The organism is Actinomycetota bacterium (assembly GCA_040754375.1).
GTDB lineage: Bacteria > Actinomycetota > Acidimicrobiia > Acidimicrobiales > AC-14 > JBFMCT01.
The window spans coordinates 1-13,879 of record JBFMCT010000028.1 but is presented as its reverse complement, the minus strand read 5'-3'; the positions used below and the strand labels follow the sequence as shown (position 1 = coordinate 13,879).

Here is a 13,879-nt window from a genome sequence, read left to right as displayed (position 1 = left end):
GGGAAGTATTGGCCCCGCGCGTTGTTGACCCTTGCGTGCTGTGCGAAGATTGCCCTAGAGAGTCTGGAGCCGAGCCAGCGAGCAGGACCATGAGGGGCTAGAAGTGCCGCTTTCCGAGGACGAGCAGCGGATCCTCCACGAAATCGAGCAGTCGTTCTACGAGAGCGACCCCGCTTTCGCACGCGAGGTAGCGAAGACCACCGTCTACCGCCACGCCGGGCGCAACCTCAAGTGGGCTGCCCTGGGCTTCATAGCCGGGTTCGCCCTGCTCATCAGCTCGTTCGCCTACAACCTGCTCCTCGGGTTCGCCGGGTTCCTGGTCATGCTGGGCTGTGCCTTCGTCTTCGAGCGCAACCTGCGCCGCATGGGCAAAGCAGGCTGGAAGCAGGTGTCCGAGAGCGTGAAGGCCTCCAACTTCCGCGACACGCTGGGCGACACCGGCAACAAGCTGCGCAAGCGGTTCAAGAAAGAGGATTAGCCGCCCACAACCTCGGGTGGTAGGGGTGAGCGGGTTAGACCCCTACGTGCCGGTGTGGGCTCTGGCGGTCTTTGATTGTCTTCCGTAGGGCCTTGACCAGGGGCCGGGGGTCGAGCTCCCAGCGAGCCCGGCGCAGGATGCCCGCCTGGGACCGCAGTTCGGTGCTCACGGCCACGGCCGCCGCCCGTGCCTCGCTCACCGAGCCCTCGTCGGGGCCCCGGACCGAGAACCCGGCGACCGTCGTCTCCTCGGCCAGGCGGGCCAGCCGGGCGCCGGCATCGCGTACGACGGGGGCCGAGCGGCGGGCGAACTCGGGCGGCGTCTCGCTCGCCCTCCGGGGATGGCCGGCCAAGGCGAGGGACTCCTCGGCCTCCTGCCATGCGGCCATGACCTGCTCGCTGGGCCCCGAGGCCCGCCGCCGGCGGCCGGCCCGCACGGCCCGCCGAGCGGCGGGGATGCCCACGGCGTAGGCGGCCAGGGCCAGGGCCAAGGCCAAGGCCAGGGCCAGGCGCCGCAGCCCGCTGGTCCCCTCGTTGCCCTCGGGCGCTGCTCCCGACTCGGCGTCGACCTCCTGTTCGTCCTCGGGCACGTCAGCCGGCCCGCCGGCAACGGTGGTCGGGGTGGTCGTGGTCGTGGCCGTCCCGCTCTCCTGAGGACCGGCGGGGGTCTCGCCGATGCCCGTGTAAGCCTCGGTGCCGGGGGCGTTGCGTCCCGGGCCGGGGGTGGGCTCGAAGGCCACCCAGCCGAACCCGCCCAGGTACACCTCGGGCCAGGCGTGGGCATCGCGCCCGGCCACCAGGAAGCTGCCGTCGGGCAGGCGGGTGCCAGGCACGAAGCCGACCGCCACCCGGGCGGGCAGCCCCACGGCCCGGGCCATGGCTGCGAACGTCCCCGCGAACTGTTCGCAGTAGCCGCTGCGGGTGTCGAACAGGAAGCGTTCGATGGCCTGGGCGCCGTGGCCCGGCTCGACGTCGAGGCTGTACGTGAACCCGCCCGTCTCCCGGAAGAAGTCCTGCAGGCGCCTGGCCTTCTCGTAGGGGTTGGCCGTGCCCCCGGTGACCCGTTCGGCCTCCCGGGCGACGCTGGGCGGGAAGTTGTCGGGCAGGCCGAGGTAGTCGTCGCGCACCGACGACGGGATGTCCGACGACGCCCCCGCCAGTTGGGCGGCCGTCAGGTCGGGGACGGTGGAGATGACCTCGTAGACGGCGTTGTCGGCCGCCGCGCCGTCGGCCAGCAGGCTGCCCGAGTCCCGGTCGAACCGAGGCCCCGCCACCCCCGTCACCCGGGCCGGGCGGTAGGCGGCCGGCAGCCAGATGGTCCCCAGGGAGGCGATCGTGTACTGCTGGGTGACGCTGCGGCCGGGGCCGGCCCCAGGAAGGCTGCCGCGGGCCGGCTGGTACGTGCCGAGCGACGACCAGATCGTGCCGTCGAAGCGCTCCAGCGACGTGAGCCGCCAGTAGTGCGCGCTGGCGGCGGCGACCGTGAACATCTCGTCGTCCCGCTGGTCGACGAGCCGTCCCCGGATGTCGACCAGGGGGCTCACGGTGGTGCGCGACCGCGCCCCCCCGTCGCCGCCGTCACCCAGGTTGACGAGCCCCGCGCTGCCCACACCCGGCAGGTGGGGCCCGACCAGCACGCCCACGGCCACGGCCATCGTCCCCAGTACCGCTCCCCGCCGCAGCAGGGCCCGGTCCCCCTCCCGGCTGCGGCCTGCGAACCACGCCGCCGCCCGGGACTGGCGGCTGGTCTCGCTGAGCAGGACGAACGCCAGCAGGGCGGCCAGGTAGGCGCCCGTGGCCGGGACCCGCCACCCGCCAGCCCCCAAGATGGAACCGAACACGAACAGCGTGAAGGCGGGGGCCATGGCCTCGAACCGGGCCCGCATACGGAAGGCGAAGAAGTCGCTGGTGGCGGCGGCGGCCCACGCCCCGGCTACCGCCGCCAGCACGAACCCGGGCAGGGCCTGGGTGGGCGCCTTCACCTCCCCGAACCGTTCCCAGGCGATCGACAAGTCGTCGAGGGCGGCTCTCCACGTCTCCCACGTGGGCAGCAGCCAGCGGGTCGTCTGGGGCTCGACCAGCCACGTGACGGCCAGCACGAGGCCGGCCAGCGAAGCTCCGGCCGAGGCCAGCAGGCCCAGCCCCTGGCGCCGGCACATCCAGGCCACGGCATGGCTGCCCACCACCGCCACCAGCACCGGCCCGGCGAACGACCACCCGGCGAACAGCCGGGCCAGGCCCAGGGCGGCCGCCGCGGTCACGCACACCAGGGCGATCTCCGCGGCCAGAGATGTGCCCACCGGGCCCGCCGGGGGAGCACCCGGCCGGCCGCTGCCGCCGCCGGGGGTTGGGCCCGGGGGGCGGGCCCGGTCGGGGAGGGGGTAGTCCTCGGCCTCGGCCGCAGGCGGGCGGGCAACCGCGGCCGTGTCGCCCCACGACGGCCTCCGGGTGGCCGTCACCGGCCCGGCCCTCCTGGGCCTGGGCCGGCGGCGGCGGCCGAGGGGATGGCCACGGCCCGTGACCAGGCGTCCGCGAACGACCGGCCGGGGTCGACCCGTACGGCCACGGCCCCGGGGGGCGGGGGCCGGCGTTCGCCCGGGGCGCGGGCGATGACGACCAGGGCGCGCCACCCGAAACCGGGGGTGGCGGTCAGCCTCTCGACGGCGGCCGCGGCCGGGGCCGAGGTCGTCACCGCCACCAGGGCCCCAGTAGGCCGCCGGCGCATGGCCGCCACCAGCGACCCGAGCTGGTCGGGGCCGGGCCCGACGACGGCCAGGTGCTCCATGGCCGCCTGGAGGTGGTGGGGCCCGGCGCCGAAGCCCGAGTCGAGGCCGTCGGTGGTGAGCAGGCGGACCTGGCTGTCGCGCTGCCAGCAGGCCGTGAGCACGCTGGCGGCGACCGACACGGCCGTCTCGAACGACTCCGGGGTGTGGGCCCCCGCCCGTACGTCGAGCAGGATGGTGGAACGTCCCTGCCAGGGAAGTTCCTGCTGGCGGATCATCAGGTCGTCCTGGCGGGCCGTCGAGGGCCAGTGCACCTGGCGCAGGTCGTCGCCCACCTCGTAGGCCCGCAGGCCGTAGAACTCGTCGCCCGACCCCAGGTGGCTGGCGTGCCCGCCCCCGGATCGGGGGTCGTGGCCCGTGGTCCGGGGCGGGGGCGGCACCACCTCCACGCGCGGGTAAACCGTGAGCTCGGTCGTGGGCGCCGCTTGCGAACGTACCGAGACCAGCCCGAAGGGGTCGCTGACCACCGCCTCCAGGGGCCCCACGAGGAAGACCCCCCGGCGTTCGGCGCCCAGCCGGTAGGCCGCCCGGTTGCTCTCCCCGGGGGCCAGGGGCGCGACGTGGAAGCGGGCCTGGCGGGCGGGGGCCGTCCCGCCGCCCCGCTCGGGGACGACCTGGTCGCGCAGGGTCACGACCGGTGTCGGCCGGCCCCCCTCGTTGCGGACCTCGAGCTCGACCCTGGCCTCCCCGCCGGCGTGCGCCCGGGCGGGGACGAGGCGGCGGGCCCCGTCGAGGGAGACCCGGCCTTGCAGGAGCACCGAGACCACGGCCACCACCAACAGGCCGATGCCGCCGGCGGCCAGCACGAACAGTTCCAGCACGCCCAGCGTCCGGCCGGCGGCGGCCAGGGCCACCGAGCCCGTGACCAGCGCCCAGCCCCGGCGGGTCAGCAAACCAGCCGCCTGGTCAGGCCGATCGGGTGGGGACGGCGACGGTGGCCAGCACCTCGGCCAGGACTTCCTCGCGTCCCGCCCCCCGCAGGTGGGCCTCGGGTGTCAGGGCCAGGCGGTGCTCGAGGACGGGCCCGGCCAGGGCCTTGATGTCGTCGGGGACGACATACTCCCGGCCCAGGGCCGCGGCCCGGGCCCGGGCGGCCCGCAGAAGCCCCAGGGCGGCCCGGGGCGAGACCCCGAGGGCCAGCTCGCTGCGGCGCCGGGTGGCCTCGGCCACGTCGACGATGTAGCCCTTGAGGCTGGGGGCCACGTGCACGGCCTGGGCGGTGGCGATCATGGCCTGGACGTCGGCCTCGTTGGCCACCGGCGGCGGGGTGTGGACGGCGGTAGAGCCGCCCGCATGGGTGTCGAGGATGGCGATCTCCGCGGCCCGCCCGGGGTAACCCATGGCGATGCGCATGAGGAACCGGTCGAGCTGGCTCTCGGGCAGGGGGTAGGTGCCCTCGTGCTCCACGGGGTTCTGGGTGGCGATGACCATGAACGGCGAGGCCAGCGGGTAGGTCGTGCGGTCGACTGTGACCTGGCGTTCCTCCATGGCCTCCAGCAGCGCCGACTGGGTCTTGGGGGAGGCCCGGTTGATCTCGTCGCCCAGCACGATGTTGGCGAAGATGCCCCCCGGGCGGAACTCGAACGTTCCCGAGTGGCGGTTGTAGACCGTCACCCCCGTCACGTCCGAGGGGAGCAGGTCGGGCGTGAACTGCACCCGTCCCCACGAGCACCCCAGGCTGGCGGCCAGCGCCTTGGCCAGGCTCGTCTTGCCCACGCCGGGGACGTCCTCGATCAGCAGATGTCCTTCGGCCAGCAGGCACACCAGGGCGAGGCGGATGGGCTCGTCCTTGCCCTGGATGACCGTGGCCACGTTGCGGGCGATGGCCTCGAACCCGTCAGCGAACGACTCGACGGGGGGTGCGGCGGAGCGGGGGCGAGGCGCGGTGATGCCCGCAAGGGTAGCGATCGCGTCCCCCCGTTAGGGTCACAGCCATAGACGTGGCCCTGGCGATCGACGTGGGAGGCACCAAGCTGGCCGCCGGCCTGGTGACCGCCGAGGGGGAACTGGTCGCCAGGGCGACGGCGCCCACTGCCTCGGGCGGGGACAGCCCCGAGCGCCTGTTCTCGGTCCTCATGGCCGTGGTGGAGGCCGTGGGGGGCGACGGCGAGGTCGTCGTGTGCGGCGTGGGCTGCGGCGGGCCGATGGGCCCGGGGGGCGAAGAGGTCTCACCGCTCAACATCGCCGCGTGGCGCGGGTTCCCACTGCGCCGACGGCTGGCCGAGGCCACCGGGCTGCCCACGTTCGTCGACAACGACGCCAAGGCGCTGGCCTTGGGGGAGGGGTGGCGGGGGGCGGCCGCTGGCCACCGCAACTTCATCGCCATGGTGGTCTCCACGGGGGTAGGCGGCGGGGTGGTCCTCGACGGGCGGCTGCTCGACGGCCGGGCGGGCAACGCCGGCCACATCGGCCATGTGGTCGTCGAACCCGACGGGCGCCCGTGCGCCTGCGGGGGCCGCGGGTGCCTGGAGGCCGAGGCTTCGGGCCCGTCGATCGCGGCGTCCACCGGGCGCCCGCCCGAGGACGCCGGCCCCGACGTGGTGGCCCGCACCGGCCGCCTGGTGGGCCGGGCCGTGGCCTCGGTGGCCAACCTGCTCGACCTGCAACTGGCTGTCGTGGGTGGGTCGGTGGCCCTCGGCTTCGGCGGCCCCTTCTTCGTGGCCGCCCAGCGGGAGTTGGAGCAACGGTCCCGACTGGATTTCTCCCGCCACACCCGCATCGTCCCCGTGGGCCTCGGCTCCGACGGCCCCCTGGTCGGGGCCGGAGCCGTCGGCTGGCGAGGACTGGGCCGGCTGTGACCGGCCCGAGGCCGGTTGCTCCGAAGGGCGGGCGGGAGCCGTGGGGGGCCTGGGCCCGGGTGGTGGTGGCCGTGGCCGTGCGGCCCCGGCTGTGGCCTACGGCTGCCGTGCAAGTGGGCCGGCTGGCCCCTCCCGGGTGGTGGCGGCGGTGGCCTCCGGTGCCGAGGCCCGGGCCAGAATGGCTGCAGTTCCGGATGAAGACGGCCTATGGCGACGGGGGGGCCGTCCCCACGGCGTCCGACGTGGTCGGGTGGCTGCAATGGTGCCGCGAACAGGACCTCCTGCGCTACCCTCGGGCTCGATGAACGTTCCACCAGCAGGGGCCTGAGGGCGGGAGAAGGTGTCCAAGGCACTGGTGCTCAACGCCTCCTACGAGCCCCTCTGCGTGGTGTCCGTCCGGCGGGCGGTCGTGCTGGTCCTGAAGGAGAAGGCCGAGGTGCTGCACACGGCTGACCGGGTGCTCCACTCCGAGCGCCAGGAGTTCGCGGTGCCCTCGGTCATCCGCCTGACGTACTTCGTCAAGGTGCCGTTCCGGGCCCGGGCTGCCCTCAACCGCCGGGCCGTGTTCGCCCGCGACGGGGGCCGCTGCCAGTACTGCGGGGTGCCGGCCGAGAACATCGACCACGTCATCCCCCGCAGCCGGGGCGGCCAGCACGTGTGGGAGAACGTGGTCGCCGCCTGCCGGCCGTGCAACACCCGCAAGGAGGACCGCTACCTCCACGAGGTCGGGTTCGCCCTGCGGCGGCGGCCGACCGCGCCCAAGGAGCTGACGTGGATCATCGTGGCCGTCGGGACCGTCCACCCCCACTGGGAGCCGTACCTCCAAGGGGCCGACGCCCTGTCGGCGTGAGCCGACCGGGGAGGAGTTCGGCCCGGCCCCGCCGAACTCTTTGGTAGTTCGGCCGGGCGAGGGCCCAGGGGGGCGGCCCTCGCCGGTCGGCTACTCCTGGTTGGCGGGTCGGGCCGGTCGGTGGGCCGTCCGGCGGCTGGGGGGGACGGCCCACGAGCTGCTCCACCGACCGTGGCCCCCGGCCGGTACCGGACCAGCCGTGTGGTTCCTCGAGGTGACGCAGTCCGCCCTGGTGCTGGGCAGCACCCAGGCCGTGCCCGCGGGGCCGGGCTCGTGCTCGGGGGACCTGGACGTCGTGCGGCGCCGCAGCGGGGGAGGGGCCGTGCTGCTCCGTCCCGGCGCGGTGGTGTGGGCCGACGTGTTCGTGCCCGCCGGGGACGTGCGGTGGGACCGCGACGTGGGCCGGGCCTTCGGTTGGCTGGGCCACGTGTGGGCCGGCGCCCTGGGGGCGCTGGGGGTCGGGGAGGTGGCGGTTCACACCGGCCCCCTGGTGCGTACCCCGTGGTCGGCGGCCGTGTGCTTCGCGGGTCTCGGCCCCGGCGAGGTGACGGCCGGCGGCCGCAAGGTGGTCGGCATCAGCCAACGGCGCGCCCGCTCCGGCGCCCTGTTCCAGTGCGCCGCCCTGCTCCACTGGGACGCGCTCGCTACGGCCGACGCCGTGGGGGTCCCGCCCGAAGCCCTGGCCGACGTCGCCCGCGGCCTGGGCCCTGTCGGCCCCGCCCTGGAGACCGCCTTCCTCGACGCCCTCTCGACGAGGTGAGGTGCCCCGGCCCCCCGACTCCCGCGCGGGTTTGGTCATGAGGTCCTCCGGGCCACCGGCGAGGGCCCATGGCGACCGGGACGGGGCCGGGTACGGCGACCGGGGCCGGGGCCGGGGCCGGGAAGGCGACCGGGGCCGGGGGCGATCGGTAGACGGCGCGGGGCTGGGTTTCGCAGCGGCCGTGGGCGGGGCAGCCGGGGCCTGCCTGGCCGGCCACCGGGGCCGGGGGGCGGGCCTCGTCGGGGCGGCGGTCGGTGCCGCCCTGCTGTCGGCCTCCGAGGTGGCCGCCCGGCGGCGCCAGCGGCCCGGCGAGATCCCTGCCTTGTGGCACCGCATTGCGTACAGCGGGGCCCTGGCCGCGCCCGTGGGCTGGCTCGCGGGCCGGGCCGGCGCCGGGGCCCGGGCCGTGGCCATCGGGGCGGGGGCGGTGGCCGGGGCCGCGGGCCTGCGTCCTCAGAAGGTCGTGCTTGGGCCGCTGTTCGGGTGGGCCATGGGCCGGGCGTTGCCCGACAGCCCGCCTCCGGTGGCGGCGGCCGTCACGGTGGTCGCCTACCGGGCGCTGTCGGCGGCCATGTTCCGCGACGCCCAGGTCGCCCTGCTGGCCGAGAAGGTCAGTCCGACCGACTTGCCCTTCGTCGTGCCCCTCGAAGCGCGGTCGGGTTTCGTCGGCACCGACTACGTGCGGGACCTGGCAGCGGTCCTCGGCGGCGATTACCGCCGGGACGTCGAAGACGTGGGGATCGTGGCTTCCCTCGACGACCTGGCCGGGCCCGGGTTCGACCCAACGGAGGTCGACCCGAGAGTGCGGGAGTTCTACGAGCACACCACCCGGTTCACCCTCGACGTGGTCCCCCGTTGGAGAGCGTGGGCCCGGCCCGGCTACCTGCTCTACCGAACGCTGGTCGCCCGGCCGCTGGGTCAGGCCAACGTACCGATGAACCAGCGGGAGGCCCAGCGGGGGGTCCACAGCCGTATCGACACCATCGACACCGACGGCGACGGCGTGCCCGACGTACGAGGCTGGGTGCGCTCGTACGCAGGGACTGGCGAGCCCATCTACGTCGGCATCTACACGACCTACCGCCACGAGGGCCGGGGCTACGTGAGCGTGGGCTTCCCACTGCCCCATGCCGCCTTCACGGCCACGTTGGTGCCTTCGGCCCGGCGCGGGGGCGGGCTGGTGCTGTCGAGCCGCAGCTCCCTCGACCATCCCGGCCACTACCTGACGGCGACCAGCCCAGGCCCAGGGCCCGGCCCCGGCCCCGGCGAACTGACGGCGCTGGCGGTGCAAGGCTTCGCCGAGCGGCTTGACGTGTTCGTAGGCCGCGACGGCGGGCTGCGGGCCGAGCACGCCTTCTCGCTGTTCGGGCTGCCGTTCCTGGTTCTCGACTACCGGATGGCCCGCAGGACGGCGACCGCCTGAGACTGAGAGGCTGGCGTCATACGTACCCGGCACTCCGTTCTATAGCGGCCGACCCTTGCAGCCGCTATAGAACGGCGCGATCGGCCCGCCCCCGTCGGCTCCGTGCCCGCCCCGTGCCGCCCGTTGCCTGGCGCCCGCAACCCTGGCCAGTGGGCCCGGGCCAACCGAACCCGGGGCGAGGAACGAGCCCAACCTTGACCGTGGAGGCACTACACGCGGGCGCGGCGGGCGGCGATCGGGTGGCTGCGGCGGGCGGTGGTGATGCGTTCGTCGCGGAGGGCGTCGACCTCGGGCTCGTCGAGGGGGTCGAGGGGCCCGGCCACCCATGACAGGAGCAGGTCGGCGAACGCCGGGTTGCGGGCCAGCACCGGCCCGTGGAGGTACGTGCCGACCACCCGGCCGGCGATGGCACCCTCGCTGCCGTCGCCGTGGTCGTTGCCCCGGCCGACGACCACGTGGCCCAGGGGCTGGACGCCGGGGCCCAGGCGGGTCACTCCCGCGTGGTTCTCGTACCCCGTGAGCGTGGGCAGGCCGAGATCGGCGGCCGGTTCGACGACCAGTTCGCCCACCCGCCGGGCCCCGGGCCCCCGGTCGGTCGAGCAGTCCAGCAGGCCGAGGCCAGTGTGGGGCCGCCCGTCGGGGCCGATGAACTGGCGGCCCAGCAGCTGGTAGCCGGCGCACACGGCCAGCACGGCGGCGCCCCCCTCGACGGCCCGGGCCAGCGCCCGCCCAGCCCTGAGCTCGCGCACGGCCAGGGCTTGGGGCCCGTCCTCCCCGCCCCCCATGAGGTAGATGTCACAGGATGTCGGCACGGGTTCGCCGGCGGTCACGTCGACCACCTCGGCCTCGATGGCCCGCCACCGCAGCCGCTGGGCCAGCACCACCGCGTTGCCGCCGTCCCCGTAGGTGCCGAGCAGCTCGGGGTAGAGCAGAGCGATCGACACCGCCTGTGCCGTCATAGCAGGACGCTACCCGGGGCCCCGGCGTCTCACGCCGCCCGCAGCTCCGCACGGGCGTCCTGGAACGACGTGTAGTTGGCCACGAGGTCGACGTCGGGCGAGCCGTTGGCCGCCTTCACGGCCCGCCGGTAGCCCATGACCACCGTGTGCTCGACCTCGGCGTAGCGCAGGCGGACGGCCAGGTCGAGGGCGCGCTCGCCGGTGGCCACGACCAGGCGGCCCCGGAGCCGCTCGAAGGGGACGTCCCACAGCCACGACGGGTCGTGGCCGTCGGCCACCCGGGCGTTGATCCCCACGACCACGGGTACCGGGGACGGGCGGATCATGTCGAGGGTCTCGGCCCAGCCCGCCGGGTTCTTGGCCAGCAGCAGGCGGACCTTGGCATCGTCGAGGGCAACCGTCTCGTAGCGGCCGGCGATGGTCTGCACGGCCGTCATGGCGGGCAGGGCCCGGTCGAGGCGGACGCCCAGGCCCAGGGCCGCAGCCGCGGCCATGGCGGCGTTGGCCCGGTTGCACCAGCCGGGCAGTTCCAGGTGGAGCCGGTGGCGTTCGCCGGAGGCCGTCACCAGGTCGTCGCCGTCGAGCCACAGTTCGGGCGGGCAGCGGGAGAACCCGCAGGCCACGCACGCCCAGTGGTCGCCCTCGCCGTCCCAGCTCACCCGGTTGCCGCACGCCGGGCACGTCCCGGCGTCGGCCCGCCACCGGTGGCCGGTCCCGACCCAGGTGACCATGCGGGCGGCCTGGGCGGCCCAGGCCACCAGGGGGTCGTCGGCATTGGCCACCACCCGGGTGGCGGGCACGCCGTCGATGGCCCGCCGCCAGGCCTCGGCGTGCAGGCGTACCTCTCCGACGCGGTCGAGCTGGTCGCGGCTGAGGTTGAGCAGCACGACGACGGCCGGCTCCACGGCCGATACGGCCCGGGCCAGCAGCCCCTCGTCCACCTCCAGGGCGGCGAACTTGGTCTGGCTGCCCCCGGCCAGGGAGGCCACCAGGCCCGAGAGCAGGTTGGACCCCGACGAGTTGGTCGTCACCGACCCGTGGCCGGTGAGGGCAGCCACCAGCAGCCGGGTGGTAGTCGTCTTGCCGTTGGTGCCCGAGACCAGGGCCACCTCCCGGCCGGCAGCCATCAGTTCCAGGGCGTGGGGGTCGATGGCCAAGGTGACCCGTCCCCCGATGTTGGACCCCGCGCCCGTCCCCACCCGCCGGGACAGCTCGGACGCGAGCCGTCCTGACAAGGCGGCCAGCCGGGTTCTCAGCGGCAGCTCCACGAGGACGCCCATTGTCGCGGACCGGCCCGACCCCACGAAACCCGCGCGGGGATCGTGGGCGAAACGCCCCCGATTCCCGCGCGGGTTTCGCGAAAGCCACGCCGGCTCCACCGACCGGCGTTGAATTACGATCCTGGCCATGGCGGGGGGGCAGCGGGGAGGGCCAGTGGCGATGGCCCGGGGACGGCGGGGACTGGCGACCAGCCCCCCACACGACGCGCCCGTCGAGGTCGCGACGGGGCCGCCCGAACCGCGGTCGGCGGTGGGGTGGACGCGGGTGGTGGCCGTCGTGGTCGTGCTGGCCACGCTGGCCGTGCCGGTCGTCATGCGGGCCGTGGCCCGGGTGGGCGACCCCTCCGACGGCGCCCTGACCGCTCCCAACTCGCCGGCGTGGACCGAGGCGGGCGTGATGCTGGCCCGGGTGGAGGGCGCCGGTAGCGGGCTGCGCGAGGGCGACATCGTGACGGCCGTCGACGGCGTGGCCCTCGAACGGTGGGCCGGCGGCGACCACCCCCGCAGCCGGGACTGGCCCCAGCCCGGCGACCGGCTCACCTACACGGTGGAGCGCGCCGGCCAGACGGTCGACGTCGAGGTGGTGGTGCGGGACTACTCGCTGTGGGAGGCCATCGCCGGCAACCCACCCAGCGTCCCGCTGGTGCTGGTCATCATGGCCATCGCCGGGTTCGTGTTCGTGATGCGCCCACGAGACCACGCCGCTCGGGTGCTGCTGGGCGTGTCCGCCTTGATCGCCTTCGGGGCGGGGGCCGCGTCCTACGTGCAGGTAGCCGACCTGCTGCGGCCCCGGGGCCTGGCCCCCTTCCTGGCCGAACGCATCGTGGTGGCCGTCATGTGGGGGGCCATCTGCCACTTCCTGCTCGTGTTCCCGTCACGCTGGCTCTCGCCCCGGGCGCACCGCCGGGCTGTGGCCGCCGCCTACATCGGCCCTTTCGCCCTCTACGGCCTTTACCTGCTCGCCCTGCTGCCGGCCGCCGAGGGTGACCTGGCCCGCCTGGGACGGCTGGTGTCGGTGTCCTACACGGCCAGCCGGGTCTTCCCGGTGGCCCTGGCCCTGGTGGTCGTGCTGTCGTTCCGCCGGGCCCGCAGCGGGGTACACCGTGCCCGGATGCGGTGGGTGGCGGTGACGTTCGTGGCCTGCACCTTCGTGTACATGGCGGCTGGGCAGGTCCCGTCGGTGGTGGTGGGCCGGCCCTTCATCCCCGAGCGCTGGCTGGCCATGGTCTACCTGCCGTTCCCGATAGTGGTCGGGGGCGCAATACTGCGCTACCGCCTGTTCGACGTCGAGGTCGCGCTCAAGCGGTCGTTGATCTACACCGTGCTGACGGTGGGCATCTTCGGCGTGTACTTCCTGGTGCTCCTGACCGCCAGCCGCCAGGTGACGGGGCCGGTGGCCACCTCGGCCCTGGTGGCCAGCGGGCTGGTGGCCGTCTTCGTCTCCTTGGTGCGCGATGCCCTGGGCCGCCGGGTCACCAGGCTCGTCTACGGCGCCCGCGACGACCCCTACGAGGTCGTGTCGCGGCTGGGAGAACGCCTGGAGGCCACCGGAGCGGCCGACGAGGTGTTGCCGGCCGTCGCCGAGACCCTCGCCCACGCCCTGCGCCTGCCCTACGTGGCCATCGAGCTGGACAGCACCGAAGGGGTGGTGGGGGCGTCGGCCCGCTACGGCCAGCCCATCGGCCAGCCCACCGTGCTGGTCCTGGAGCACCGGGGTGAGCGGGTGGGGCGGCTGGCCTTGGCCGTCGGTCCCGGCACCGAACCCTTCGGGCCGGCCGACCGGCGCCTTCTCGACGAGGTGTGCCGCACGGTGGCCGTCAACGCCCACGTCGTGGTGTTGCGGGCCCGGCTCCAGCGCACCCTCGAAGACGTGGTCACGGCCCGGGAGGAGGAGCGCCGGGCCCTTCACCGCGACCTGCACGACGGGCTGTGCCCCACCCTGGTGGGAGGGGCCATGACCCTGGCCGCGGCCAGCGCCCGGGTGGCGGCCGACCCCGAACGGGCGGCCGACGACATCGACCGCGTGGGGGACATGCTGCGGGGGGCGGTGGCCGACGTGCGTCGCCTGGTCGACGGGCTGCGGCCGGCCACCCTCGACGAGCTGGGCCTGGAGGGTGCCATCCGCCGCCAGGCGGCCGCCTTCACGGTGCCAGCCGGGCCGGGCCAGGGGGCGGCGTGCACTGTGTCTGTGGCCGTGGACGGCGACCTGGGCCAGCTCAGCGCGGCCGCTGAGGTGGCCGCCTTCCACATCGTGATGGAGGCCCTGAGCAACGCCTGCCGCCACGGCCGGGCATCGCGCTGCCACGTGACGCTGGCGGTGGCCGCCGAGGCCGGTCTCGACTTGGGGGTGGCCGACGACGGGTGCGGCCTGCCGGCGGTCTACGCCCCGGGGGTGGGGCTGGCGTCGATGCGCCGCCGGGCCGCCGAGCTCGGCGGGACCTTCACCATCGAGCGCCTGCCCGAGGGCGGCACCGCCGTGCAGGCACGGGTCCCCCTCGGGCCCCCCATCCCTCCGGCCCCGCCCGCCCCGGCCCCGGCCACCGCCCCGG

12 protein-coding genes are annotated in these 13,879 nt (G+C 75.0%); 7 read left to right on the top strand and 5 right to left on the bottom strand.

Features of this window, described 5'->3' with window-relative positions:
• The first annotated feature begins 103 nt into the window (after window positions 1-103).
• Window positions 104-478 (top strand): DUF3040 domain-containing protein, encoded by a 375-nt coding sequence (locus AB1673_12105; protein MEW6154717.1) that lies wholly within the window; start codon window positions 104-106, stop codon window positions 476-478.
• A gap of 34 nt (window positions 479-512) precedes the next feature.
• On the opposite strand, the gene AB1673_12100 is transcribed toward AB1673_12105, so the two are convergent.
• From AB1673_12100 to AB1673_12090, 3 genes are read right to left on the bottom strand one after another with little or no spacing between them, the layout of a single operon-like run.
• Entirely contained in the window at window positions 513-2,936 is a 2,424-nt protein-coding gene (locus AB1673_12100) for a DUF3488 and transglutaminase-like domain-containing protein (GenBank protein ID MEW6154716.1), read from the bottom strand.
• A complete protein-coding gene (locus tag AB1673_12095; GenBank protein ID MEW6154715.1) occupies window positions 2,933-4,153 on the bottom strand; it encodes a DUF58 domain-containing protein in 1,221 nt (406 codons plus the stop codon). Before AB1673_12095 ends, AB1673_12100 begins: the two co-directional genes overlap by 4 nt.
• 13 nt (window positions 4,154-4,166) lie before the next feature.
• A complete protein-coding gene (locus AB1673_12090) occupies window positions 4,167-5,084 on the bottom strand; it encodes an AAA family ATPase (GenBank protein ID MEW6154714.1) in 918 nt (305 codons plus the stop codon).
• A gap of 116 nt (window positions 5,085-5,200) precedes the next feature.
• Here AB1673_12090 and AB1673_12085 point away from each other — a divergent pair, with 116 nt between their 5' ends.
• The 5 genes from AB1673_12085 (at window position 5,201) to AB1673_12065 (ending at window position 9,091) form a co-directional block, all read left to right on the top strand.
• Window positions 5,201-6,058, top strand: coding sequence for an ROK family protein (locus AB1673_12085; protein MEW6154713.1), 858 nt, complete (start codon window positions 5,201-5,203; stop codon window positions 6,056-6,058).
• A complete protein-coding gene (locus tag AB1673_12080) occupies window positions 6,055-6,363 on the top strand; it encodes a hypothetical protein (protein MEW6154712.1) in 309 nt (102 codons plus the stop codon). Before AB1673_12085 ends, AB1673_12080 begins: the two co-directional genes overlap by 4 nt.
• Window positions 6,364-6,398: 35 nt before the next feature.
• The gene (locus AB1673_12075; GenBank protein MEW6154711.1) at window positions 6,399-6,908 is read left to right on the top strand and encodes an HNH endonuclease; all 510 of its coding nucleotides are present in this window, start codon (window positions 6,399-6,401) and stop codon (window positions 6,906-6,908) included.
• Window positions 6,909-7,107: 199 nt separating this feature from the next.
• Window positions 7,108-7,668, top strand: coding sequence for a hypothetical protein (locus AB1673_12070; GenBank protein MEW6154710.1), 561 nt, complete (start codon window positions 7,108-7,110; stop codon window positions 7,666-7,668).
• Window positions 7,669-7,705: 37 nt separating this feature from the next.
• Complete coding sequence (locus AB1673_12065; protein ID MEW6154709.1) at window positions 7,706-9,091, top strand: hypothetical protein; 1,386 nt, start codon at window positions 7,706-7,708, stop codon at window positions 9,089-9,091.
• Window positions 9,092-9,300: 209 nt separating this feature from the next.
• On the opposite strand, the gene AB1673_12060 is transcribed toward AB1673_12065, so the two are convergent.
• Together AB1673_12060 and AB1673_12055 are read right to left on the bottom strand one after the other, a co-directional pair.
• Window positions 9,301-10,050 (bottom strand): glutamine amidotransferase, encoded by a 750-nt coding sequence (locus AB1673_12060; protein MEW6154708.1) that lies wholly within the window; start codon window positions 10,048-10,050, stop codon window positions 9,301-9,303.
• Between the two features lie 29 nt (window positions 10,051-10,079).
• Window positions 10,080-11,330 (bottom strand): MurT ligase domain-containing protein, encoded by a 1,251-nt coding sequence (locus tag AB1673_12055; GenBank protein ID MEW6154707.1) that lies wholly within the window; start codon window positions 11,328-11,330, stop codon window positions 10,080-10,082.
• A gap of 160 nt (window positions 11,331-11,490) precedes the next feature.
• Between AB1673_12055 and AB1673_12050 the strand changes: the two genes are divergently transcribed.
• Window positions 11,491-13,879: histidine kinase (locus AB1673_12050; protein MEW6154706.1), on the top strand; the 2,389-nt coding region annotated here is incomplete at its 3' end.

Excerpts from the sequence above, each read along its gene's own strand:
- AB1673_12065 (MEW6154709.1), top strand. The coding sequence starts at position 7,706 with ATGAGGTCCTCCGGGCCACCGGCGAGGGCCCATGGCGACCGGGACGGG.
- AB1673_12060 (MEW6154708.1), bottom strand. The coding sequence starts at position 10,050 with ATGACGGCACAGGCGGTGTCGATCGCTCTGCTCTACCCCGAGCTGCTC.
- AB1673_12055 (MEW6154707.1), bottom strand. The coding sequence starts at position 11,330 with ATGGGCGTCCTCGTGGAGCTGCCGCTGAGAACCCGGCTGGCCGCCTTG.